Annotated in this window: 18 protein-coding genes; all 18 read left to right on the top strand. The window is 67.3% G+C overall.

What is annotated here, in order from left to right:
* Positions 1–23 precede the first annotated feature (23 nt).
* The 18 genes from flgF to NFH98_RS19470 all read left to right on the top strand — a co-directional run bounded on the left by flgF (position 24) and on the right by NFH98_RS19470 (position 23,806).
* A complete protein-coding gene (flgF, locus tag NFH98_RS19555; RefSeq protein ID WP_045992587.1) occupies positions 24–779 on the top strand; it encodes a flagellar basal-body rod protein FlgF in 756 nt (251 codons plus the stop codon).
* Between the two features lie 73 nt (positions 780–852).
* Positions 853–1,635, top strand: a complete 783-nt coding sequence (flgG, locus tag NFH98_RS19550) for a flagellar basal-body rod protein FlgG (protein ID WP_045992588.1) — start codon at positions 853–855, stop codon at positions 1,633–1,635.
* A 53-nt stretch (positions 1,636–1,688) separates the two neighbouring features.
* Positions 1,689–2,411 carry a flagellar basal body L-ring protein FlgH gene (locus NFH98_RS19545; RefSeq protein WP_045992589.1) on the top strand — a complete coding sequence of 241 codons (723 nt, stop codon included), beginning with the start codon at positions 1,689–1,691 and terminating at the stop codon, positions 2,409–2,411.
* A gap of 58 nt (positions 2,412–2,469) precedes the next feature.
* A complete protein-coding gene (locus NFH98_RS19540) occupies positions 2,470–3,561 on the top strand; it encodes a flagellar basal body P-ring protein FlgI (protein ID WP_274601887.1) in 1,092 nt (363 codons plus the stop codon).
* 134 nt (positions 3,562–3,695) lie between these two features.
* Positions 3,696–4,796 (top strand): flagellar assembly peptidoglycan hydrolase FlgJ, encoded by a 1,101-nt coding sequence (gene flgJ, locus NFH98_RS19535; RefSeq protein WP_349623123.1) that lies wholly within the window; start codon positions 3,696–3,698, stop codon positions 4,794–4,796.
* Positions 4,797–5,033: 237 nt separating this feature from the next.
* Positions 5,034–6,677 carry a flagellar hook-associated protein FlgK gene (gene flgK / locus NFH98_RS19530; RefSeq protein WP_222516314.1) on the top strand — a complete coding sequence of 548 codons (1,644 nt, stop codon included), beginning with the start codon at positions 5,034–5,036 and terminating at the stop codon, positions 6,675–6,677.
* A 12-nt stretch (positions 6,678–6,689) separates the two neighbouring features.
* A complete protein-coding gene (gene flgL / locus NFH98_RS19525; protein WP_222516315.1) occupies positions 6,690–7,922 on the top strand; it encodes a flagellar hook-associated protein FlgL in 1,233 nt (410 codons plus the stop codon).
* Positions 7,923–8,123: 201 nt separating this feature from the next.
* Complete coding sequence (locus NFH98_RS19520; RefSeq protein WP_348827264.1) at positions 8,124–8,486, top strand: ArsR/SmtB family transcription factor; 363 nt, start codon at positions 8,124–8,126, stop codon at positions 8,484–8,486.
* 61 nt (positions 8,487–8,547) lie between these two features.
* Positions 8,548–8,973 carry an arsenate reductase (glutaredoxin) gene (gene arsC / locus NFH98_RS19515; RefSeq protein WP_348815042.1) on the top strand — a complete coding sequence of 142 codons (426 nt, stop codon included), beginning with the start codon at positions 8,548–8,550 and terminating at the stop codon, positions 8,971–8,973.
* The gene (arsH, locus tag NFH98_RS19510; protein WP_213230228.1) at positions 8,970–9,698 is read left to right on the top strand and encodes an arsenical resistance protein ArsH; all 729 of its coding nucleotides are present in this window, start codon (positions 8,970–8,972) and stop codon (positions 9,696–9,698) included. Before arsC ends, arsH begins: the two co-directional genes overlap by 4 nt.
* A gap of 13 nt (positions 9,699–9,711) precedes the next feature.
* The gene (locus NFH98_RS19505; RefSeq protein WP_349623061.1) at positions 9,712–11,019 is read left to right on the top strand and encodes an arsenic transporter; all 1,308 of its coding nucleotides are present in this window, start codon (positions 9,712–9,714) and stop codon (positions 11,017–11,019) included.
* A gap of 164 nt (positions 11,020–11,183) precedes the next feature.
* Complete coding sequence (gene cysQ / locus NFH98_RS19500) at positions 11,184–12,011, top strand: 3'(2'),5'-bisphosphate nucleotidase CysQ (protein WP_349623060.1); 828 nt, start codon at positions 11,184–11,186, stop codon at positions 12,009–12,011.
* 439 nt (positions 12,012–12,450) lie between these two features.
* Positions 12,451–12,993: a cellulose biosynthesis protein BcsO gene (gene bcsO, locus NFH98_RS19495; protein ID WP_349623059.1), complete on the top strand. Its 543-nt coding sequence runs from the start codon at positions 12,451–12,453 to the stop codon at positions 12,991–12,993.
* Positions 12,990–13,766, top strand: coding sequence for a cellulose biosynthesis protein BcsQ (gene bcsQ / locus NFH98_RS19490; RefSeq protein WP_045994298.1), 777 nt, complete (start codon positions 12,990–12,992; stop codon positions 13,764–13,766). The genes bcsO and bcsQ overlap by 4 nt, the downstream gene beginning before the upstream one ends.
* Positions 13,767–13,773: 7 nt before the next feature.
* A complete protein-coding gene (gene bcsA, locus NFH98_RS19485) occupies positions 13,774–18,384 on the top strand; it encodes a UDP-forming cellulose synthase catalytic subunit (protein WP_348815038.1) in 4,611 nt (1,536 codons plus the stop codon).
* Positions 18,381–22,283 (top strand): cellulose biosynthesis protein BcsC, encoded by a 3,903-nt coding sequence (locus tag NFH98_RS19480; protein WP_349623058.1) that lies wholly within the window; start codon positions 18,381–18,383, stop codon positions 22,281–22,283. The genes bcsA and NFH98_RS19480 overlap by 4 nt, the downstream gene beginning before the upstream one ends.
* Complete coding sequence (gene bcsD / locus NFH98_RS19475) at positions 22,276–22,773, top strand: cellulose biosynthesis protein BcsD (protein ID WP_108132064.1); 498 nt, start codon at positions 22,276–22,278, stop codon at positions 22,771–22,773. Before NFH98_RS19480 ends, bcsD begins: the two co-directional genes overlap by 8 nt.
* Entirely contained in the window at positions 22,745–23,806 is a 1,062-nt protein-coding gene (locus NFH98_RS19470) for a family 8 glycosyl hydrolase (protein ID WP_349623057.1), read from the top strand. The genes bcsD and NFH98_RS19470 overlap by 29 nt, the downstream gene beginning before the upstream one ends.
* The last annotated feature ends 12 nt before the right edge of the window (positions 23,807–23,818 follow it).

Raw genomic sequence — 23,818 nt, 5'->3', positions numbered from 1 at the left:
CATACCTTCCAGGGGAGTCGTAGATGGATCGCATGCTCTACACCGCCATGAGCGGCGCACGCCAGACCATGGAGCAGCAGTCGGTGGTCAGCCACAACCTGGCCAACGCCTCGACCACCGGCTTTCGGGCCCAGCTTCACGCCATGCGTGCGGTGCCGGTCGAGGGCGAGGCGCGTCTCGACACCCGGGTATCCACCGCCGCCTCGACCCCAGGGGCGGACTTTTCCCCGGGGGCCATCACCCGCACCGGTCGCACCCTGGACGTGGCCATCGACGGTGACGGCTTCTTCGCGGTGGAAAGTGACGACGGCAGCGAGGCCTACACCCGTCGCGGCGACCTGCAGGTGGACGGCAACGGCCTGTTGACCTCGGTGGGGCGCCCGGTGATCGGCGAGGGTGGGCCGATCCAGGTGCCGCTGGAGGCCGAGCTGTTCCTCGGCGCCGACGGCACCATCAGCGCCATCGGCATGGGCCAGGATCCCGACGCCCTGGCCGAGATCGGCCGGCTCAAGCTGGTCGAGCCGCAGCCCGGCGAGCTGACCCGTGGCGGCGACGGTCTGTTTCGCTCCATCGGAGAGAATGGCGAGCCTGCCGCCCTGGCGGCCTCCGATCAGGTACGGGTGGTCAGCGGGGCGCTGGAGGGCAGCAACGTCAATCCGGTGGAGTCCATGGTGGCGATGATCGATGTGGCGCGGCGCTACGAGCTGCAGACCAAGATGATCAGTACCGCCGACGAGAACGCCCAGAAGGCCAACAGCCTGCTGTCGTTGAACGGCTGACCCCTTCAACCGACAGCCAGGGCCGAATTATTGAGCGGTCAGGAGAGTCTCCTGACCGAGGGAGAGAAGAACCATGATCAAGTCGCTGTGGACGGCCAAGACCGGACTCGAATCCCAGCAGGTCCAGCTGGACGTGATTTCCAACAACCTGGCCAACGTCTCGACCAACGGCTTCAAGCAGTCCCGGGCGGTGTTCGAGGACCTTCTGTACCAGAACATGCGCCAGCCCGGTGCCCAGAACAACGTCCAGGACCGGCTGCCCTCGGGCATGCAGATCGGTTCCGGCGTGCGTCCGGTGGCCACCGAGCGCCTACACACCCAGGGTGGGCTCGAGGCCACCGAGAACTCGCGTGATCTGGCGATCAACGGCAAGGGCTTCTTCCAGGTGCTGATGCCCGACGGCACCACCGCCTTCACCCGCGACGGCAGCTTCCAGCTCGACGAGAACGGCCAGATGGTCACCGCCAACGGCTATCCGCTGGAGCCGGCCATCATCATCCCCGACAACGCCCTGTCGGTGGACATCGGCGAGGACGGCGTGGTCTCGGTAACCCAGCCCGGCACCAGCGAGTCCGACGAGGTGGGTCAGATCACCATCTCCACCTTCGTCAACGCCACCGGCCTTCAGTCCATCGGCGGCAACCTGTACCTCGAGACCAGCTCATCAGGACCGCGCAACGAACTGATGCCGGGCATGAACGGCGCCGGCCGACTGCTGCAGGGCTATGTGGAGACCTCCAACGTCAACGTGGTGGAGGAAATGGTCAGCATGATCCAGACCCAGCGTGCCTACGAGATCAACTCCAAGGCGGTGCAGACCAGCGATGAGATGCTGGCGCGCCTGGCACAACTCTAGCCACGACCCCGACAATAATTTGCCAACGCCCCTCGGTGGCACTGGAGACGGCCATGCACCCTGACACGACCTCATCATCTGGCGCGCCACACGGTGGGGCTCATGCTGTTCTGCGCCTGGCGACACTGGCGCTGGCCCTGGTGCTGCTGACGCTTGCCGGCTGCGCCCAGATTCCCCACGCCTCGGTGGTGGGCGAGCAGGAGCAGATCGAGATCCCCGATCGACCGCTGCCGGTGGCCAACGGCTCGATCTTCCAGAAGGCCCGGGGCTATCAGCCGCTGTTCGAGGATCGTCGTCCGCGCAGCGTCGGCGACATCCTGACCATCGTGCTGGACGAAGAGGTCAGCGCCAGCAAGAACTCCCGCTCCAACGCCGACCGTGACGGCGGCTCCAGCCTGACCTTCTCCCAGGTGCCGGAAGGCCTGGAGGAACTGATGGACTACGGCTTCGAGATCGACGGCGATACAGATTTCGAGGGCGGCGGTGGCTCCGAGGCCAACAACTCCTTTACCGGCACCATCACCGTCTCGGTGATCGAGGTGATGAACAACGGCAACCTCAGGGTGCGCGGCGAGAAGCAGATCGCGATCAACCAGGGCACCGAGTTCATCCGCTTCGGCGGGGTGGTCAATCCGCGTTTCATCACCACCCAGAACACCGTGCCGTCCACGGCGGTGGCCGATGCGCGCATCGAGTACGTGGGCAACGGCTACATCAACGAGGCGCAGCACATGGGCTGGATGCAGCGGTTCTTCCTGAACGTTTCCCCCTTCTAGGCCGAGCATGATGAGAAACCCTGTCTCCCGTCGCCCCACCCTGACCCTCGGCAGCCTGATGCTGGTGTTGCTGATCGCGCTGTCGGCCTTCTCCCACCTGGCTCGCGCCGAGAAGGTCCGCGACCTGGCCAGCTTCGCCGGGGTGCGCGACAACCAGCTGGTGGGCTACGGCCTGGTGGTGGGCCTGGACGGCTCCGGTGACCAGACCATGCAGGCGCCGTTCACCGGCCAGAGCCTCAACAACATGCTGTCCCAGCTCGGCATCACCGTGCCGCCGGGCACCAACATGCAGTTGCGCAACGTGGCGGCGGTGATGGTCACCGCGGACCTTCCTCCGTTCGCCCAGCCCGGCCAGCGCCTCGACGTGGTGGTGTCTTCCATCGGTAATGCCCGCAGCCTGCGCGGCGGTACCCTGTTGATGACGCCATTGAAGGGCGCCGATGGCGACGTCTACGCCCTGGCCCAGGGCAACCTGTTGATCAACGGCGCCGGCGCCGAGTCCGCCGGCTCCAGCGTGCAGATCAGCCACCAGGCGGCCGGGCGCATCGCCGGTGGCGCCATGGTCGAGCAGACGGTGCCGCTGGCGCTGGGCAGCCGTGACGGCGTGCTGGAACTGCAGCTCAACCAGGCCGACTTCGGTACCGCCGAGCGCGTGGTCCGTGCGATCAACGACACCTTCGACTACCCGGTGGCCTCGGCCAGAAACGGCGGGGTCATCGCCCTGAATGGTCCGACCAACGCCAACTCCCGGGTCAACTTCATGGCCCGTGTCGAGAACGTCGACGTCACCCCGATGCCGGCCCGGGCCAAGGTGGTGCTGAATTCGCGCACCGGCTCCATCGTGCTCAACGGCAGCGTGACGCTCAAGCGCGCCGCCGTGGCCCACGGCAACCTGTCCATCGTCATCGACACCGCCTTCGGCGTCAGCCAGCCGGCGCCCTTCAGCCGTGGCGGCGAGACCACGGTGGTGCCGGACTCCGATATCACCATCGACGAGGGCCAGGGCACCCTGCAGGTGGTCGAAGGCGCCAATCTGCTCGACGTGGTGGACGCCCTCAACGCCCTCGGCGCGACCCCCAACGACCTGATGTCGATCCTCGAGGCGCTCAAGGCCGCGGGATCGCTCAGAGCCGAGCTGGAGATCATCTGATGGCTATCTCTGATCTTTCATCTGGGCCCATGACAGGGCTGGCTTCGGGGCCCACAACAGGACTCTCGGCTTCTGCCCTGTCCGGCGCCAGCCGGGCCACCGGCAGCGTCGGCCAGGCCGGCTTCGCGCTGGACATGCAGGGGCTGGCGCGACTCAAGACCAGCGCCCGCCAGCAGGACCCGGCGGCGGCGGCGGAGGCGGCGCGCCAGTTCGAGGCGATGTTCATCAACATGATGATGAAGAGCATGCGCGACGCCGTGCCGTCTTCTGGCCTGACCGACTCGAAGCAGACCCAGTTCTACCAGACGCTGCTCGACCAGCAGTGGTCCCAGACCATGGCCAGCCGCGGCATCGGCCTTGCCGACCAGCTCATGGCCCAGCTACGTGGCCCCGAGGCCAGCCAGGCCAAGGATGTCGAGGCACTGATCGCGGGGATCCCCCGTGGCACGCCGCGTCCGCTGTCCAACGCCCTGAGAGCGGACGCCCCGGCAGACAGCGAGGTCGAGGCGCCGACCAACTTCCTCGACGAGCTGGGCGCCGTCAGCCAGGGCATGACCACCGCCCAGGCCGAGGAGCGCATCAGCGGGCGCGAGGCACGCGACACCCCGGCGCACGTCCAGGCCTTCCTCGACAAGCTGGCCGCCCCTGCCCAGGCCGCCAGCCGCGCCTCCGGCGTGCCGGCGGAATTGATCCTGGCCCAGGCGGCGCTGGAGACCGGCTGGGGCCGCCACGAGATCGCCACCGCCGACGGCAACAACAGTCACAACCTGTTCGGCATCAAGGCCGGCAGCAGTTGGGACGGCCCCACCACCCGTATTACCACCCATGAGGTGGAAGACGGCCAGCGCCAGCGTATTCGCGATGACTTCCGGGTCTACGGCTCGTTCGAGGAAGCCTTCACCGACTACGCCAGGCTGATCAGCAACAACGCCCGCTACGCCGAGGTCACCACCGCGCCGGACGCCGAGGCCGCGGCCCACGCGCTGCAGCGGGGCGGCTACGCCACCGACCCGGCCTACGCCGCCAAGCTGATCGCGGTGATGCACACCTTCGGCCCGATCGATGACGGCGCAGGCGCCACCCGCGTGGCGGCCGGCGAGGCTCGACCCGCGAATGTCGGCGCATCGCCTACCGGTGCCGCCGAGAAGGTGGATGCCGCTTCCACCACGGACAAGCGTGGCAGCGACTGGCTGGCCAGGGCGGATATAAGCGCCAACCCCACCCAGGTCTTCTAGGGCTTGTCTGAAAAGTGCCTGCGCTCGGTAATACGGCGTTAAAAATCGGATCAAAATGCTCATTTACACCCCGTAAACTGCGCTTTCTCATCGATTTTTGCCTTGTCTAACCTTCGCTCGTCGACTTTTCGGACAGCGCCTAGTCGCCCGGAAAATTAATGGTTTTTGCGGCACCGAGGCTCTCAAGCCAGCGGCCATTCGGCCGATAAACAGGCTATCGGCGAAAGGAATTCCACCATGAGCATGTTCTCCATCGGCTTGAGCGGCCTGAATGCCGCCCAGAACGCCCTGACCACCACCAGCAACAACATCAGCAACGTCTATACCCCGGGCTACAACCGCGAGATCACGGTGCTGGGCGAGGGCAGCGGCGGGACCCAGGGCGTCCAGGTCAACGACATCGAGCGTCAGTTCAACCAGTACGTGGCCGACCAGCTCAATGGCGCGGTGAGCTCAAGCTCGGCGCTGGACGCCTACCAGACCCAGATCAACCAGATTGACAGCCTGCTGGCCGATCAGGACGCCGGTCTGGCGCCGCTGATGCAGAACTTCTTCTCGTCGCTGGAAGACCTGGCCTCGGCTCCCTCGGACCCTGCCGCCCGTCAGGGCGTGCTGGGCGCGGCGGACACCCTGAGCGCCCAGTTCCGCGCCTTCGACAGCTACCTGCAGGACATGCAGGACGGCATCAACAGCCAGATCCGCGACGAGATCACCCAGATCAACAACCAGAGCGAGCAGCTGGCCTCGCTCAACCGCGAGATTTCCCTGGCCAAGGCCAAGACCGGCGAGGCCCCCAACGCGCTGCTCAACCAGCGTGACCAGCTGGTCACCGAGATGAGCGAGCGTATCGGGGTGGAACTGACGGTACAGGACGGTTCTTCCTATCGGGTCAGCCTGCCCGGCGGCCAGCCGCTGGTGGCCGGCACCGAGTCCTACCAGTTGAAGGCGGTGGCCTCGGCCAGCGATCCCCAGCGGGTGGTGGTGGGCTACCAGGACCCCGGCGGCGGCCTGCAGCGACTCGACGAGGACAGCCTGCAGGGTGGCTCGCTCGGCGGGCTGATCCAGTTCCGCTCCGAGACCCTGGATCGCACCCAGAACCAGATCGGCCAGCTGGCGGTGTCCATGGCGGTGGCCTTCAATAAACAGCACGCCGATGGCTACGATCTGGATGGCAATAGCGGTGGCGACATGTTCGACATCGGCGAACCGCGGGTCTTTGCCAACGACGCCAACGGCGGCGGCGCCACGGTCACCGCGAGCTTCAACATCGACAAGATCGAAGACCTCGAGGCGGCCGACTACGAGGTCAAGGTCAGCGACGCTTCGGCATCGCCGCCGACCTTCGAGGTCACCCGCAAGGACACCGGCGAGGCGGTGGACGCGAGCTTCGACGCCACCGAGAACACCCTGACCTTTGGCGGCGTGACGCTCGCCATCGATGACCCCAGCGCCCTGGCCGACGGCGATCGCTTCGAGGTGCAGCCGGTGCGCCGCGCCGCGGGTGGCTTCGATACCGCCATCAGCGATCCCGACAAGATCGCCGCCGCCGGGGAAACCGGCGCTAGCGGCGACAACGAGAACGCCCTGGCCCTGCAGGGGCTGCAGGACGAGATGAGCGTGGGCGGCAGTGCCACCCTGAGCCAGGCCTACGCCTCGCTGGTCGGAGACGTGGGTAACCGTACCAACGTGGTGCAGGTTAATCTGGCGGCCCAGCAGGGGCTGACCGAGCAGTTGAGCGCGGTGAAGCTGTCCGAGTCCGGGGTCAACCTGGATGAGGAAGCGGCCAACCTGATCCGCTATCAGCAGTACTACCAGGCCAACGCCAAGGTCATCGACACCGCCACCTCGGTGGTCGACACCATCCTCGGACTGCGCGGCTAAGGAGAGCAGAGCATGCGTATCAGCACCGTCACCATGTACGACCAGAGCGTCAGCTCGCTCAACCGTCAGCAGTCCGAGTTTCTTCACCTGAGCCAGCAGCTCGCCAGCGGCAAGCGGGTGGTCAATCCCTCCGACGACCCCCAGGCGGCGTCCCGGGCGGTGGCGGTCAGCCAGGCCCAGGCGGTGACCCAGCAGTACACCGATGCCCGGGTCAGCGCGCGCAACGCCCTGTCCCAGGAAGAAAGCGTGCTCAACAGCGCAAGCGACGCCCTGGCCAGCGCCAAGGCGCTGGTGATCCAGGCCTCCAACGACACCCTGAGCGATGCCGACCGGCAGTCCATCGCCAGTGAACTGCGCGGCGTCTACGAGACGCTGATCGGTCAGGCCAACGCCACCGACGGCAACGGTCGCTACCTGTTCGGTGGCTACGCCGATGGCGCCGAGCCCTTCACCGACAGCGGTAACGGCATCGAGTACGTGGGCGGTGACAAGGTGCGCGAGCAGCAGGTGGACGCCTCGCGACTGATGTCGGTGGGGGATACCGGCGCCGACATCTTCACCAGCGTGCCCAGCGGTGCGGGCTACGTGGCCGAGCAGGGTGACAACAGCGGCAGTGTGACCTTCGCCGGCCCCGATGTGGTCGACAACAGCGACGCCGGCTACGGCAAGCGTTACCAGGTGGAGTTCGGTGGTACCGACGACGCTCCCACCTACAGCGTCAAGGTCGAACAAGACGATGGCTCCTGGGTCAGCGCCGGTGCGGCCCTGGAAGATCAGCCCTACGACCCCGAAGGCACCAGCGTCGAGGTGGGTGGCCTGCGCCTGGAGCTTGAAGGCGCGCCTGCGACCGGCGACAGCGTGACCTTCGGTCCCGCCGACACCATGAACACCAACGTCTTCACCACCTTCGAGAAGGTGCTGTCGGTGCTGGAAGCCCCCGCCGACACCCCCGAAAAGCAGGCGACGCTGCATAACACCATGAACGGCGCCATGCGCGAACTGGACGCCAGCCTCGACAACGTGTTGACCAAGCGGGCCTCGGTCGGCGCGCGGCTCAACGAGCTGGACGTGATCGACTCGGTCAGCGGCAACCGCGAGCTCAACTACGCCCAGACCATGTCGGACCTGGTCGATCTGGACTACAACCAGGCGATCTCCGAGTACAGCATGCGTCAGGTGGGCATGCAGGCCGCCCAGCAGGCCTTTATCGGCATTCGCGACCTGTCGCTGTTCAACTATATGTAGGGTCGATGTAGCGCTGGTATAGCGCGCAGGTAGCACGACTCGATCGTCGTCGTGTGACAGCCCCCTCAACCAAAAAGCGGCGCGTCCTTGCTGGACGTCGCCGCTTTGTCGTTCCGTTCTTGGCCAGGGTGACGGCAAGCGAGATGCCCTGGATCAAGAAGTACTTGACCCGCACACCAATATGTCCATAATTCCGGACACATGGACAAAGATGATCTGCAACCGACCCTCGACACCTTCGCCGCGCTGTCTCAGCCCACCCGGCTGGCTGCCTTTCGCCTGCTGGTGCGCCACGAGCCCGAAGGCCTGCCGGCCGGCGAGCTGGCCCGCCGCCTGGAGGTGCCCCACAACACCCTGTCGGCCCACCTTGGCGTGCTCAGCCGGGCGGGGCTGGTCAGCCAGCGCCGGGAAAGCCGCTCCATCGTCTATCGGGCGGACCTGGCGCACATGGTGGCCACCCTCGACTTTCTGGTGCGCGACTGCTGCGCCAGCCGGCCGGAGGTGTGCAACCCCCTGGCCGACCTGCTGGGCCCCGCCACCGGTGACGACACCAGGACCTGCTGAGCCACGATAGCCTCGATAGCCAAGAGCGCCTCGATAGCCAAGAGCGCCTCCCGGAGACCCCATGACGCTGATCTACCACAACCCGGCCTGCGGCACCTCGCGCAACGTGCTGGCCATGCTCAAGGCCTCCGGCGAATCGCCCGAGGTCATCGAATACCTGAAGACACCGCCCAGCCGCGAGCGGCTGGGCGAGCTGATCGAGGCCATGGGCATCACGCCCAGGGCACTGCTGCGCCAGAAGGGCACGCCCTACGACGAGCTGGGCCTCGGCGATGACCGCCTCGACGACGAGGCTTTGATCGACGCCATGATGGCTCACCCCATCCTGATCAACCGACCCATCGTGGTGACCACCAGGGGCGCGGCGCTGTGCCGTCCCTCCGAGCGGGTACTGGCGCTGGTCGAGGCGCCGCTGTCGGCCATCGAGGGCGACAGCTTCACCAAGGAAGACGGCGAGACCGTCACGCTGGAGGCAAACCGCACATGACCCCCGATACCCTGCTCAAGGACCTGCCCAACATCGACCCGGAGCTGTGGCGGCCTATCGCCGTGGACGAGCTGGCCCCGCCCAGCGCGCCACGCCATGCGCCTCGCATCCTGGTGCTGTACGGCTCGCTGCGCGAGCGCTCCTACTCGCGGCTCTTGGCCGAGGAAGCCGGGCGCTTGCTCGCGGCCTTCGGCGCCGAGGTGCGTACCTTCTCGCCCCAGGGGCTGCCGCTGCCCGATGGCGCCGAGGCCGACCACCCCAAGATCGCCGAGCTGCGCGATCTGGCGAGCTGGGCCGAGGGCATGCTGTGGGTCAGTCCCGAGCGCCACGGTGCGATGACGGCGGTGATGAAGGCCCAGATCGACTGGATTCCGCTGTCACTCGGCGGGGTTCGCCCGACCCAGGGCAAGACCCTGGCGCTGATGCAGGTGTGTGGTGGCAGCCAGAGCTTCAACACGGTGAACCAGATGCGCCAGCTGGGGCGCTGGATGCGCATGTTGACCATCCCCAATCAATCGTCGGTGCCCAAGGCCTTCAACGAATTCAATGAGGCGGGGCGGATGCGCTTGTCCCCGCTGTATCTGCGCGTGGTCGACGTGTGCGAGGAGCTGATGAAGTTCACCTGGCTCAACCGTGGCCGTGACGGTTACCTGACCCAGCGTTACTCCGAGCGGGTCGAAAGCGCCGAGCAGGTGTCTTCGCGGGTCAATCAGGACAGTCTCTGACAGGGAGTTTTCCATGCTGGCATTCGCCATCTTCGTCGTGACCCTGGTGCTGGTGATCTGGCAGCCAAAGGGCCTAGGTATCGGTACCAGCGCCCTGGGGGGCGCCGCGGTGGCCCTGGCCGTCGGGGTGGTGCAATTGCCCGATGTGCTGGTGGTGTGGGACATCGTTTGGGATGCGACCTTCACCTTCGTCGCCCTGATCCTGATCTCCTTGATCCTCGACGAGGCCGGGTTCTTCTCCTGGGCGGCGCTGCACGTGGCCCGCTGGGGCGGTGGCAACGGACGCCGCCTGTTTCCGCTGATCGTGCTGCTGGGGGCGGTGATCGCGGCCTTCTTCGCCAATGACGGTGCCGCGCTGCTGCTGACCCCCATCGTCATGGCGATCCTGCTGCGCCTGAAGTTCTCGCCCCAGTCGTCGCTGGCCTTCATCATCGCCACCGGCTTCGTCGCCGACTCCACCAGCCTGCCGCTGATCATCTCCAACCTGGTCAATATCGTCAGCGCGAACTTCTTCGATATCTCGTTCAACCACTACGCCATGGTGATGGTGCCGGTAGATCTGGTCTCGCTGGCGGCGACCCTTTTGGTGCTGAACTGGATGTTTCGCAGCGATATACCGGAGCAGTACGACGTCGAACGCCTCGAGGCGCCGAGCCACGCCATCCGCGACCCGTTGGTGTTCCGCGCCGCCTTCCCGGTGCTGGCGACGCTGCTGGTGGCGTTCTTCGTCACCGCGCCGCTGGGTGTGCCGGTGGCGCTGGTGACCGGCAGCGCGGCGCTGGTGCTGGTCGCCCTGGCCGGCCGCTGGCACCAGGCCGGGGGCAGCACAGTGATCTCGCTGTCGCGGGTGTTCAAGGGCGCGCCCTGGCAGATCGTGCTGTTCTCGGTAGGCATGTACCTGGTGGTCTACGGGCTCGGCAACGCCTGGCTGACCGAAGACGCCAGTGCTCTGCTGACCTGGCTGGGCCAGCAGGGCACCCTGGTGGCGACGCTGGGTACCGGTGTGGCCTCGGCGCTGCTGGCCTCTATCATGAACAACATGCCCTCCACCCTGGTGGGGGCACTCGCCATCGACCAGGCCCAGGTCGGCGACCTGACCCGGGAGCTGATGATCTACGCCAACGTCATCGGCAACGACCTGGGGCCCAAGTTCACCCCCATCGGTAGCCTGGCCACCCTGCTGTGGTTGCACGTGCTGGCGGAAAAGGGCACCCACATCAGCTGGGGCCAGTACATGAAGGTCGGGCTCAAGCTGACCCCGCCGGTACTGCTGGCCGCGCTGCTGGCGCTATGGTTGTGGCTGCCGCTGGTATCGTCCTGAGGGTGCTGCGTCGGACCCGTGCCGATCCGCTTGCAGCCCTGCGCTCGATACGCCACTCACGCTAAGCTTGGCACCATCGATTTCCGGGAAGACCTGGCCTTCCCGGTACTGTGTATCGGCCCGTCGTGTCGACTCCGATCGGGCCTTATATCAAGGAGTCTTGCGTGCCCGTTTCTCTGAGCAGTGAACACAAGGATGCCCTGGTCGCCGGCGTGGAAGAGGCCGGTCGACTGGTGCTCGAGATCTATCAGCGCGACTTCGAGGTCGAGCACAAGGACGACGATAGCCCATTGACCGAGGCCGATCTGGCCGCCCACCACGCCCTGGTGGCGCTGCTGGGACGACTGACGCCGGAGGTGCCGGTGCTGTCCGAGGAATCCGGGGAGATCGCCACCGAGACACGTCTCGGCTGGTCGTGCTATTGGCTGGTGGACCCGCTGGATGGCACTAAGGAGTTCGTCAATCGCAACGGTGAATTCACCCTCAATGTGGCGCTGATCGAGCATGGCGTCCCGGTGCTCGGGGTGGTCCACGCGCCGGTGCTGGGGGTGACCTGGTTCGGTGAACAGGACAATGGCGCCTGGCGATCCGAGGGCGAGTCGCGCCAGCCGATCCATGCGCGTGAACTGCCGGACCCCGCCGAGGCCCCCTGGGTGGTGGTGGGTAGCCGCCGCCATGGTGCCGAGGCCTTCGAGGCTTTCTGTGCACGCTTGCCGGCCACCGAGTGCACCTCGATGGGTAGCTCGCTCAAGCTGTGCCTGGTGGCGGAGGGCAAGGCCGATCTGTACCCGCGCCTGGCACCGACCTGCGAGTGGGACACCGCCGCCGCCCAGGCGGTGGTTACCGCCGCCGGTGGACAGGTGCTGGACGCAGAGACCCTTGAGCCGCTGCGCTGCAATCGTGGCGAGTCGCTGCTCAATCCGTTCTTTGTCGTGTGTGGCCAGCGCGACGCGCGCTGGGAGCAGGCATTGGCTGCCGCCCTGGCACAGTAGCGCTAGAATTCTAGAAATTTATGCCGATTCGGGCCGTGGCTCGGATCGGCCTTTTTTTGCCACATCGATCGTTTTCTTTCTGCGGTTTCAGGTGTCCCGAGGGCTGTGGCCCTTGGCGGCGCCCTATCCCTGGCTGTCCTGGCCCCATAGGTTTCTCAATCATTTTCCTGAGTTTTTGTTTGCTTGCTGCGCGGCCGCTGGTCCGTCTGCAGGCAGGCTGTGGCGTGGCTATGCTTGAGAAGTGACGAGGAATCAGGCAATTGTCGCAAGGCGCGTTGAGAGATCGCTTGCTGCGGTAGCGGCACAAAAGTGGTAGTAATATGCCTCTTTGGTCGACATGTGCTTCGTTGGTTGAAGTATCTTTCCCGCATTCTCTCTTGCCGGTGCCGTGACGGACCAGGCATGGGAGATGCGTGCCTTGGCCCGTTGGAGATGGAAGATGAGTGCATCGGACGATATCCAGGATTTCCTGCGCAAGACCGGTTCCGATACCGCAGGCTACCAGGCGTTTGGTCGCACCAATGAGGAGTCGGGGCAGCCACGCTGGGGGCTGCTTGGCCAGCTCTCGGGCCACGACGTCGATCCTGGTGACAGGCCGTCACGCGCCGAGCCAGGTGCTCGCCTAGAGCCCTTGCAAACGGCAGCCGAGGTGGCCCCTGCGCGCAAGGGGAAGGCCTGGGCGACGCTGGAAAAGCTTCCCGCAGCCCCGGCACCTGAGCCTGCCTCTGGTCCTGCCGCCCGGCCCGCCCCCTCGACCGTCGCTGAGCGTAGCGAACCACCCGCTGGGCGGCGGGTCGAGCACCAGGCGCCTGCCACCAACGCCTTGAGCGTGGGCGAGGCCTCGCCTCCGGGGGAGGCACGTGTGCCGCCTGCCGGGCGCTTTGGCCATCTGTTTCGCAGTGCCTCGGACAAGGCGTCGTCCGAGGCCGCTACCGGCAAGGAAACGCCGCTGAAACCTCTGCTCAAACGAATCTCTCAATGAATCTGGTTTCCCTGTCGTCGCCCAAGGGCGGCGTCGGCAAGACAACGCTGACCGCCAATCTGGCTCACGCCCTCAAGCGCCTCGGGCACCGGGTGGTGGTCATCGACTTCGACGTGCAGAACGCTCTGCGATTGCACTTCGGGCTGGGATTCGGCGAGGGGCGAGGTTTTGTCGCCCAGGCCGTGGAGATCGATGACTGGCGACGCCTGCTGGTGCCCAGTGCCAGCGGTATCGAGCTGTTGCCCTATGGCGAGGTCAGCGACGCCCAGCGCCTGGCGTTCGAGTCCTGGCTCAGCGCGCACCCCGAAGCGGTGGCCCAGCGTCTGGGGCCTCTGCTGAACGAGCCACGCTGTGTGGTGCTGGCGGATCTACCGCCTGGGCCGTCGCCGAGCCTAACCGCCATGGGCGCTGCCGATGCCATCCAGGTGGCGGTGCTGCTGGCCGACAGTGCCTCGCTGTCGGTGTTGCCGCGTATCGAAGGCGGCGACTTCATGGGGCCTGGTGTCAGGCCCTACTACATCATCAATCAGGTGGATCGACGCCGCAGGCTTTCCAGCGACGTGGCCGACTTCCTGCAGGATCGTCTGGGCAGTCCGTTGCTCGGCAACGTGCATCGTGACGAGGCGATTCCCGAGGCGCTGGCCTGCGAGCAGTCGATCTTCGACTACGCGCCAGCCTCGGCGGCGGCCCACGATATCGACACCCTGGCCCGCAGCGTCAGTCGTCTGCTCCCCTCACTCCAGTCCCATGGGGTGGTTGCCCCGGCGCTATAGGATGCCCATGAACGTCTCTTCCTCTGCGTCACTGGGCGCGCGTCTGCTGGCGCTGATCCTGGGGGCGCCCCTGGCGGCCCTGCTTGTCACCACGCCGTTGACCCTGGAGCGCCAGCTGGTGTTCGCCGGCGTCGGCATGCTGGCGTTGCTGGTGCTGGCTCGCCTGCGTGGTGGCTGGGTACGACAGGCGATGATGCTGCTGTCGGTGCTGGTCTCTACCCGCTACCTGTATTGGCGTCTGAGCGAGACGCTGGTGTTCGATACCCAGGTCGAGGCGGTGTTCGGTTACGGTCTGCTGGCCGCCGAGTGCTACGCCTGGGTGATCCTGGTGCTGGGGTACTTCCAGATCGCCTGGCCGCTGGAGCGCGCGATCCGGCCGATGCCACCGGATGCGACGCGCTGGCCGACGGTGGACATCTACATCCCCACCTATAACGAGAGCCTCGAGGTGGTACGGGACACGGTGCTGGCCGCCCAGAACATCGATTACCCGGCGGATCGCATGCGCATCTATGTGCTGGACGATGGCAAGCGACCCGAGTTCGGCGCCTTCGCTGCGGCGGTGGGCGTCGGCTACATCACCCGGGAAGACAACAGCCACGCCAAGGCGGGCAACCTCAATCACGCCATGGGGCTGACCGACGGCGAGCTGATCTGCGTATTCGACTGCGACCATGTGGCGACCCGGGCCTTTCTGCAGGCTACGGTGGGGGAGTTTGTCGCCGACGAGCGGTTGGCGCTGTTGCAGACGCCTCACCACTTCTATTCCCCGGATCCGTTCGAGCGCAATCTCGTCGCCGGGGCGGACATCCCCAACGAAGGGGAGCTGTTCTATGGGCCGGTGCAGAAGGGCAATGACTACTGGAATGCGGCCTTCTTCTGCGGTTCCTGTGCACTGATGCGGCGTAGCGCGCTGGAAGAGATCGGCGGCTTCGCGGTGGAAACCGTGACCGAGGATGCCCATACCGCCCTCAAGCTGCAGCGGCGTGGCTGGAACACGGCCTTCCTGGGGGTGCGCCTGGCCGCTGGCCTGGCCACCGAGCGGCTGTCTCTGCACATCGGCCAGCGGGCCCGCTGGGCCAGGGGCATGACCCAGATCTTCCGGCTGGACAATCCGCTGTGGGGGCGTGGTCTGCGCCTGCCGCAGCGGCTTTGCTACCTCAACGCCATGCTGCATTTCCAGTTCGCCATGCCTCGCCTGGTGTTCCTGACCGCACCCCTGGCCTACCTGTTGTTTGATCTGCACGTCATTGCCTCGTCGCCGCAGATGATCGCCGTCTACGCTTTGCCGCATCTGTTTCACGCGATCTACACCAACTCGCGGCTGGTGGGGCGCTTCCGCTACTCCTTCTGGGGCGAGATCTACGAAAGCGTGCTGGCCTTTCACTTGCTCAAGCCGACCCTGGTGACTCTGCTCAGCCCGCGTCGGGGCAAGTTCAATGTCACCGAAAAGGGCGGACTGCTGGAGGAGGGCTACTTCGACGGTGAGGCGGTGCGTCCCCATCTGTTCGTGCTTGGCCTGTTGGTGGCGGCGGTGGTGTGGGGGCTGGTGCGGGTCTTCTGGAATGATCTGTTCGATGTCCAGACCAGCGTCATGCTGTTCAACGTGATGTGGGCCTCCGTCAGCATTCTGGTGCTGCTGGCGGCCATCGCGGTGGCGCGGGAAACGCGCCAGCTGCGGCGCTCGGTGCGGGTCGAGGCGCGTCTTCCGGTGGTGTTGCACCTGGCCAGTGGCCATGCGGTGCAGAGCTGGACCGCCAACCTGTCCATGGGGGGCGCCCTGGTGGAGGGCAAGCGCTCGGCCCTGGGCAGCGAGGTGGAGTGCCTGGAGATCACCTTCAATCGACGGGGGCTGATGTTCCCCGTGTGTTCGGTCAATGCTTCCGGTGCCGATGACTCACTGCGCTTTCGTTTTGATGAGTTGCCGCTGCGTCAGCGCAGAGAACTGGTGCGGGTGGTCATGGGGCGTGCCGACGCCTGGATTCCCGAGGCACCGCACCCCCAGGACCGGCCATTGGCGTCACTGTGGCATGTGGTGCGCTCGGTGGTGGGACTGTTCTTCCACCAGTGGCAGCAGAAGGGGCTGCACTTCCGTAGCCCTGTGCGGGGGCTGACCCAGGGGCGCTTTAGCCGAGGTTGGCTGGCGCCGGTGATGCTGGTGGCCACCATCGTGCTCGGGGTATTGATGGTCTCGCACCGGGTCTGGGCCCAGGTCCCGGCGCCGACGATCGGCGTGACGCACGAGGCCGGCGGTTTTGGTGACGTGCCGGGTGACACCTCGGTACCGGGCGAGACGTTGCCTCCGCTGCGTTTCGGCGAGGACGGCCGGCTGGATCTGGACAGTGTCAGCCAGCCGTTGCAACCGACCCGGCGCGAGTTGTCGATCCCGCTGCTGGCCGCTGACGAGACCTTGCGCCTGACCCCGAACACCCGGCTTTCGGGCACTGCATTCTCGCTGCGCGATGATGAGGTGGCGGTGGCTGCGTCGCTGTCGCTGTCGTTGTCACACAGTGACCTGCCGGCCGGCAGCCAACTCGGGGTGCTGCTCAACGGCGAGACGCTTCAGACCATCGACCTTGACCAGTTCAACGCCGGCGGCATGACCCAGCGCCTGGATATCCCTTCGGCCCTGATCCTGCCCTTCAATCGCCTGGAGTTTCGCCTGCTGGGGCAGGCGACCCAGCAGTGCCACGGTGATGACCAGGCCGTCGGCAGGGTGGAGATCGCCCCCGAATCCAGGCTGGCCTTGACCCTGCAGCGGCTGCCGACCCCCGACGAGCTGGCCCGCCTGCCGAGGCCCTTCATCGATGCCGCGACGGCGGATGTCAGTCGGGTGGCGATGGTGATGGCCCGCGATGCGTCTGAGGCCCAGTTGCGCGGGGCGGCCATCATTGCCTCGCACTTCGGACGCTACGCCGAGGCCGGGCAGCTACAGGTCGATGCACTTTACGATCGCCTGCCGCTGGACAACGCGGTGGTGATCGGGCGCTCGGGACAGCGCCTGGCGGGCTTGACCCTGCCGCAGGTCGAGGGGCCGACCCTGTTGATGCGTCCCAATCCGCGCAACCCGCTGTTCAAGCTGCTGCTGGTGGTGGGCAACAGTGACGTCGAGGTGGCCCGGGCCGCCCGCGGCCTGGCGCTGTCGGGACTCGGGGAGAGTCGCGATAGCGCAGCGCCGGTGACGTTGAGCGGCGAACGGCTGCGCCTGGATGACGAACGACTGAGCCCGCCAGCCCCTCGCGAGCCCTATGACGCGCCGCGCTGGGTCGATGTCGAAACCCCGGCCAGCCTGGCCACATTGGGCGAACCCGAGGGCTTCGTGGCACGCGGGCTGTCCGCCCGGGAGCACGCCCTGAGCCTGAGGGTGCCGCCGGATCTGTTTCTGTGGCCCGGTCAGAACTATCGGCTGAGGGTCGACTATCGTTTTCCCGACGAGCCCTGGCTCGACCCCATCGCCTCGAGCCTCGATGTCAGCCTCAACGGCGAATATCTCGCGGCCTTGCCGGTGGAGTCGGGCAAGGCGCTGGAGCGGCTGTGGCAACGCCTGGTAGGCGCCGGCCGGGAGCAGAGCGCCGAGGTCCTGCTGCCCAGGGACCTGCTCTACGGCAACAATCGCCTGCAGTTCTACTTTCACCTGGCGGTGGCAGACGGGGTCGACTGCGCGCCCGGGCTGGGTGAGGACGCTATCAGCCGAATCCTGCCCACCACCACGCTGGACCTGCGGCGGGCAGAGCACTTCAGCGTCATGCCGTCGCTGTCGTCCTTCGTCAGCGCGGGGTTTCCGTTCTCGCGTCAGGCGGATCTTGGCGCCAGCGTGGCGCTGGTGCCCGAGGCCCCCGACGAGAGCGAGCTGTCGGCGCTGTTGACCAGCGTGGGCCGTATCGCCGGCGCTACCGGTTATCCCGCCCTTGGCATCGAGGTGCGTCGAGGGCTTTCCCTCACCGGTGATCTGGTCGATAAGGATCTGCTGGTGGTCGCCGACCTCGCCAGCCTGGCGCAGACGTCGCTGTTCGACGCCGGCGTTTACCGGGCCGACGAAGGGCGTCTGACGGTGGCCGAGGTGCCCTGGATGGAACGCTGGCGCTACTGGCTGTTGGGTGACTGGCGGCCGCTGTGGCGAGAGGCCGCCCAGGCGCTGCAGGACAGCGAGGTGTCCCAGGGGCTGGTCAGCCTGCCGTCACCCTTGAACCGTTCGCGCTTCGTGGTCGCGGCGGTCGCCGACGACGCCGAGGCGCTGCCGTCGCTGGTGGCGCGACTGGGCGACGATGAGGTAAGCCGCTCGGTGTATGGCGATCTGGCGCTGATTCCTGTCGAGGGCAGTGCCGAGAGCTTTCGCGCAGGGCCGCGTCAGGGCGTCGGTGAGATGCCCTGGCACATGAGGTTGCGCTGGATGCTGGGCCAGAACCTGGTGGCCATGGCGGTTCTGCTGCTGGTGGTGGTGACACTGCTGGGGCTGGTCTGCCACCGGGGACTGGCTCGCCGTGCTGCACGGCGCCTGCAGGGGGGCCAGGCCGACGCTCCTGAAGACCAGGCCGACGCTCCTGGAGGCCGCGTCGACACCCCGGTGGCCGACGGCAAGGGACAGAGTGACAACACCAGGGGAGCGCCACGCCGATGAAACACTTGCGTTTGTTCAAGGCTCGCCGCGCCGGTGCGGCAGGACTGCTGTCGTGCTCCCTGCTGTCATTGACGCTGTCTTCCCTTCCGGTGCTGGCGCAGGACCAGAGTCCGGCCCAGGCCCAGGGGACCGATCAGGCCCTGGCGCTGCTGTTCGAGCAGGCTCGCTTCTGGCGGGATCGGCAGCGCGCCGATCTGGCCGAACAGTCCCTCGAGCGGGTGCTCGATGCCGACCCGGGCAACCGGCGTGCCCTCTACCTGCTGGCGGAATATGCGCTGACCGATGGCGATATGGAGAAGGCCAGCCGCTGGCAGGCACGGTTGGCCGAGGTGGCCCCGGAGGATGACCGGGTCGAGGCGCTGGCGCAGGAACAGAAGCTGCGGCGTGCCGACGGCCAGCGGCTGGCCGAGGCCCGCTCCCAGGCGGCGGCGGGCGACTACGCCGAGGCCATGGCCAGTTATCGGGCGGTGCTCGAGGGCGACGCGGTTCCGCCGAGGCTGGCGCCTGAGGTCTACCTGACCCTGGCCGGCACCGACAATGGCTGGAGCGAGGCTCGCGACCGCCTGGCGGCGATGGCGCGTGAACATCCCGACGAGCCGGCGTTGGCCACCGCGCTGGGCCAGGTGCTGAGCTATCGTGAAGCCACGCGTCGCCAGGGTATCGAGCGCCTGGCCGAGCGCGCTGCGACCGGCGATGCGGCCGCCGATCGCGCCTGGCGTCAGGCGCTGGAGTGGCTCGAGGCGACCCCCGCAGACGAACACCTGTATGCCGCCTATCAGCAGGCGCACCCTGAGGATAGCCAGATCGCCGAGCTGTTCGCCGACAAGATGGCCCTGCCGCCGGAACGTGAGGCGGCCCAGGCCAGGGCTCAGGGGTACGACAGCCTGGAGCAGCAGCGGCTGGACCAGGCCGAGGCGCAGTTCCAGCAGGTGCTCGAGCAGACCCCGGACGACGCTGACGCCCAGGGCGGACTGGGGCTGACCCTGCTGCGCCAGCAACGTTTCGCCGAGGCGCGAGACGTGCTGCAGCAGGCGATCCGGCTGGCACCCGAGCGACGCGACCAATGGCAGGCCGCCTACGAAAGCGCGGCCTTCTATGCTCGACTGGAGGAGGCGCGGGCCCAGGCCAGGGCGGGACGACTGGATCGTGCGCTCGAACTGGTGACGCCGCTGACCCGCGGTGGTGGCGACGGGGCGCGGGCGGCGACCTTGCTGCAGGCCGATCTGCTCAAGCGTCAGGGACGTCTCGATCAGGCCGAACAACGTTACCTCAGCCTGGGCAATGACACCTCGGCACGGCTCGGTCTGGTCGACGTCTATCGACGCCAGCAGCGCTGGTCCGAGGCCGAGGCGCTGGCCGCCAGTCTGCCGGCCAGCGCTCGTGCCCAGCTTGGCGACCTGGGCGCCGCCCGGGCCCAGGCGCTGCGGCAGCAGGCCGCCGGTCAGAGCGCCAGCGAGGCGGAAGCGACCCTTCGCGAAGCGTTGGCGCTGGCGCCCGCGGACCCCTGGGTGCGCCTGGATCTGGCTCGGTTGCTGGACCGCCAGGGGCGCGTCGAAGAGGCTGGCCACCTGGTTCGCCCGCTCAACCTGAGCGAGGCCAGCGCGCCCCAGCTTCAGGCCGCGGCGCTGTATGCCAGTGAACAGGGCGACTGGGACCAGGCCCGACGGTATCTGGCGGCGATCCCGCTGGCACTGCGCGACGAGGACATCCAGCGACTGGCCGATCAGGCCGAGGCTCAGTCGGCTTTGGCGGCCGCCGAAGCGGCCTGGAACCGGGGGGATCGCGCCTCGGCGCTGGAGCGTCTCGATGAGGTACTGACCAGCACCAGCGATCCGGGAGTCCGCGCCCAGGTGGCCCAGCGCTATCAGCAGATGGGCCTGACCAGCCGGGCCCTCGAGCTGGTCGAGGCAGATACCGCCGGCGAGCTGGACGCGCCGGTGGAAGCCTACACCGGCTACGTGGCGGTGCTGGCGAGCGCCGGCCGCGACCGCCAGGCCAAGGCGCTGGTGCAGCGACTCGAGGCGCGCGACGACTTTGGCCTGGCGGCGCGTGCGGCGCTGGACGAAGCGATGATCGGCGTCCGTGTCGCCCAGGCAGACCGGCTGCGCCAGCAGGGCCAGCTGGCCAGCGCCTATGATGTGCTGGCCAGCGCCCTGCGCGAGCGCCCCGAGGATCAGGCGCTACTGCTGGCGATGGCGCGGCTGTATCAGGACGGGGGGCGCCAGCGTCAGGCGGGGCAGCTCTACGACTACACGCTGAGCCGTTTTCCCGAGAGCGATGACGCTCGCCTGGGGGCCGCGGATGCGGCCCTGGCCCAGGGCGATAGCGTGCGAGCGTCGCGGCTTTTGGTGGCGCCGCCGGCCAACGCTCAGGATCGACCTCGCTGGCTGCTGTCGCGGGCGGGGCTTGCCCGGGCCCAGGGCCAGGACCGCCAGGCCCTGGCGCTGTTGCGTGAGGCGCGCAGCGAGCTGCGCGCCGATCCGCAGCAGTCGCTGGCGCTGGCCTCGGCCACCGGCGACAACCCCTTCGAGAACGCCAGTGGTGGCGCTGGTGGCGGACGGCCCGCCTGGCTGCCTGGCGGCTCGTTGTCCGCTGGCGCTGGCTCAGGGACGGGATCAGGGGCTGGTACCTCGGCCGATGGGGTAGCTCCCCAGGCCTCGCCGCTGATCGACGAGGTCGAGCGGATGATGGCCGAGGTGCGCCGCGCGGTATCGCCCAAGGCACAGGGCGGGCTTGCCCTGGTGGTGCGCAGTGGCGAGGAAGGCCTGAGTCAGTTCGATCGGGTGGAAACGCCCACCACCTTCACCTCCGGCGATTTTTCATCGGTCTTTGGTCGCTCCCGCGCCGAGCTGACGCTGACCCCGGCCTACGGTTCCGCCGGTACACCCTCCGGCGACGCCGAGCGTCGCTTCGGCCGCATGGCGATCGTCGAGGCCATCGGTGAGCTGGCAAGCGATGACGATGTCAGCGCCGCGGTCACCGGCGACTACCTGTCCCGGCTGGGGCAGGTGGGGGGCGACGGCCTGGACGTGTCGGCGGATTCCCAGAGCGACGCCGGGGTGGGTCTGTCGCTGGGCTTTCGCAGCGATCTGCTGGACGTGGACGTCGGCACCACTCCGCTGGGCTTCGACCAGTCCCAGCTGGTCGGGGGCCTGCGCCTGCACCCGAAGGTAGGCGATTCCGGGGAGTTCACCCTGACCGCGGAACGCCGCGCGGTGAAGGATAGCCTGTTGTCCTACGCCGGCACCCGTGATCCGGTCAGCGGCGAGCACTGGGGCGGCGTGGTCAAGACCGGGGGGGCGCTGGGCTACAGCTTCGACAATGGCGACAGTGGTGCCTACGTCAGCCTGGGCGGCTATCGCTACACCGGTGACAACGTGGCCGACAACGACTCGCTGGAGGCGGGTATGGGGGCTTACCTGCGGCCGATCAACGAGCGTGACCGCGAGCTCAAGGCCGGGGTGCACGTCAACTACCTCGACTTCGATCGCAACCTGAGTCGCTACTCGTTCGGGCACGGGGGCTACTTCAGCCCGCAGGACCATATCAGCGTGGCCTTCCCGGTCAGCTTCAGCGAGCAGCGTGGGCGTTGGTCCTATTCCGCCAGGGTGTCGCCGGGCTTCCAGAGCTACTCCGAGGCGGCGGAGGACTTCTTCCCCACCGACGGCGAATCCCAGGCGCTGCTCGATGACCTGGCCGATGCCGACGCGGCGGTGGAGTCGCGCTACAGCGCCTCCAGCGAAAGCGGCTTTGGCCTGACCCTGGGAGGCGACGCCTCCTACCAGCTGACCAATGACATGAAGGTGGGCGGACGCCTGGGCTACGACACCTTCGGCGACTACGACGAGACCTCGGCATGGCTGTACCTGGACTACACCCTTGGGGGAGCAGATGAGTGACCTTGACGCGGCCCGGCGCCGTTCGCTTGCGTACTTCGACAGCACCCACTGTGCGTCACAGTGGAACGATGTGCTGCGCTTCCTGCTGGAAGAGCTGTATGTCTCCGGCGGCGAGCAGGATGCAGGCGCTTTTCTGCGCCATATCGGGGCCAGAATGGCCAGTGAACTGACGCTGCCCGACCAGCAGACCCTGGAGGGGCTCGAGCGCACCCTCAACGAGCTTTGGCGTGCGCGCGATTGGGGCTGGGTGTCATTGACCGCCGGGGAAACTCGGCTGACCATCGAGCATGGTGCCTACCCCGTTGCCGGTCACAGCGAGGCCGAGCGAGCCCGCGGCGCCCGTGCCGCCAGTGCGCTGCTGGCCGGGGCCTATGGTGTATGGCTGGAACGCCAGGGGGGCGATAGCTCGGTGCCCCTTCGGGTGGTGACGGCAGAGGCGGGAAAACCTCTGGAGTTCGTCTATGCAAGGGAAGAAGTTGCCGGCCACTGAAGCCGGCCTGTGCTGGCGCCGATTGACGGCGATGTTGCTGGTCGCCGTGGCCTCCTTGACCTTTGCCCTCGCGGCGCCGGCCGACGAGAGCTGGGAGCGTTACAAGAGCCGCTTCATGAGCGCCGACGGTCGCATTCTCGACAGCGGCAACGGCGACGTTAGCCACTCGGAGGGGCAGGGCTTCGGCATGCTGCTGGCGGAGGCCCAGGGCGATCGCGAGGCCTTCGACCGGCTGTGGCAGTGGACCCGGCTGCATCTGGCGCGGACCGATGTGGCGCTGTTTTCCTGGCGCTACGACCCCACCAACGTGCCACCGGTGGCGGACCCCAACAATGCCAGTGATGGCGACATCCTGATCGCCTGGGCGCTGCAGCGCGCCGCCAGTCGTTGGCAGGAACCCCGCTACGCCCAGGCGGCCGCGATGATCCGCGAGGCCATCGCCGAGTATCTGGTGGTGCAGCGCGGCGGCTACCGGGTGCTGCTGCCGGGGGTGCAGGGGTTTCGTGGCGAGGATTACGTCGACCTCAACCTGTCCTACTGGGTGATGCCGGCGTTGCTCGAGTTTGCGCAGGCGGAGCCGGATGCGGGCTGGGAAACGCTGGTGGAAGACGGCTTGAGGTTGCTCGAGCAAGGCCGCTTCGGTCGCTACCGATTGCCCACCGACTGGCTGCGGCTTGACGCCGACGGCAGCCTGGCTCCGGCGCCGGGCTGGCCGCCCCGCTTCGGCTTTGATGCGGTGCGTATCCCGCTCTACCTGGCCTGGGCAGACCAGCTCGATCGGCCGGGTGTCTCGCCGATCCTGGCCTTGTGGAACGATCCCGCTCGCCAGCCACCGCCGGCCTGGATCGACGTCTACAGCGAGGCCCGGGCGGAGTACGCCGCCTCCCGCGGGGTGCTGGCGATTCGCGCGCTGGCCGGTCGCGACCGCCGGGCGATGCCTGCGGGCCTGGCCCCCGGCGACGACTACTATTCGGCCTCGCTGCTGCTGCTGGCGCGACTGGCCCAGCGCGAGTCCGCCCCTGGACCGGACTAGTCTGAATACTCG

The organism is Halomonas sp. H33-56 (genome assembly GCF_040147035.1).
GTDB classification, from domain to species: Bacteria; Pseudomonadota; Gammaproteobacteria; order Pseudomonadales; family Halomonadaceae; genus Halomonas; species Halomonas litopenaei.
This window is presented reverse-complemented; position numbering and strand designations above follow the sequence as displayed.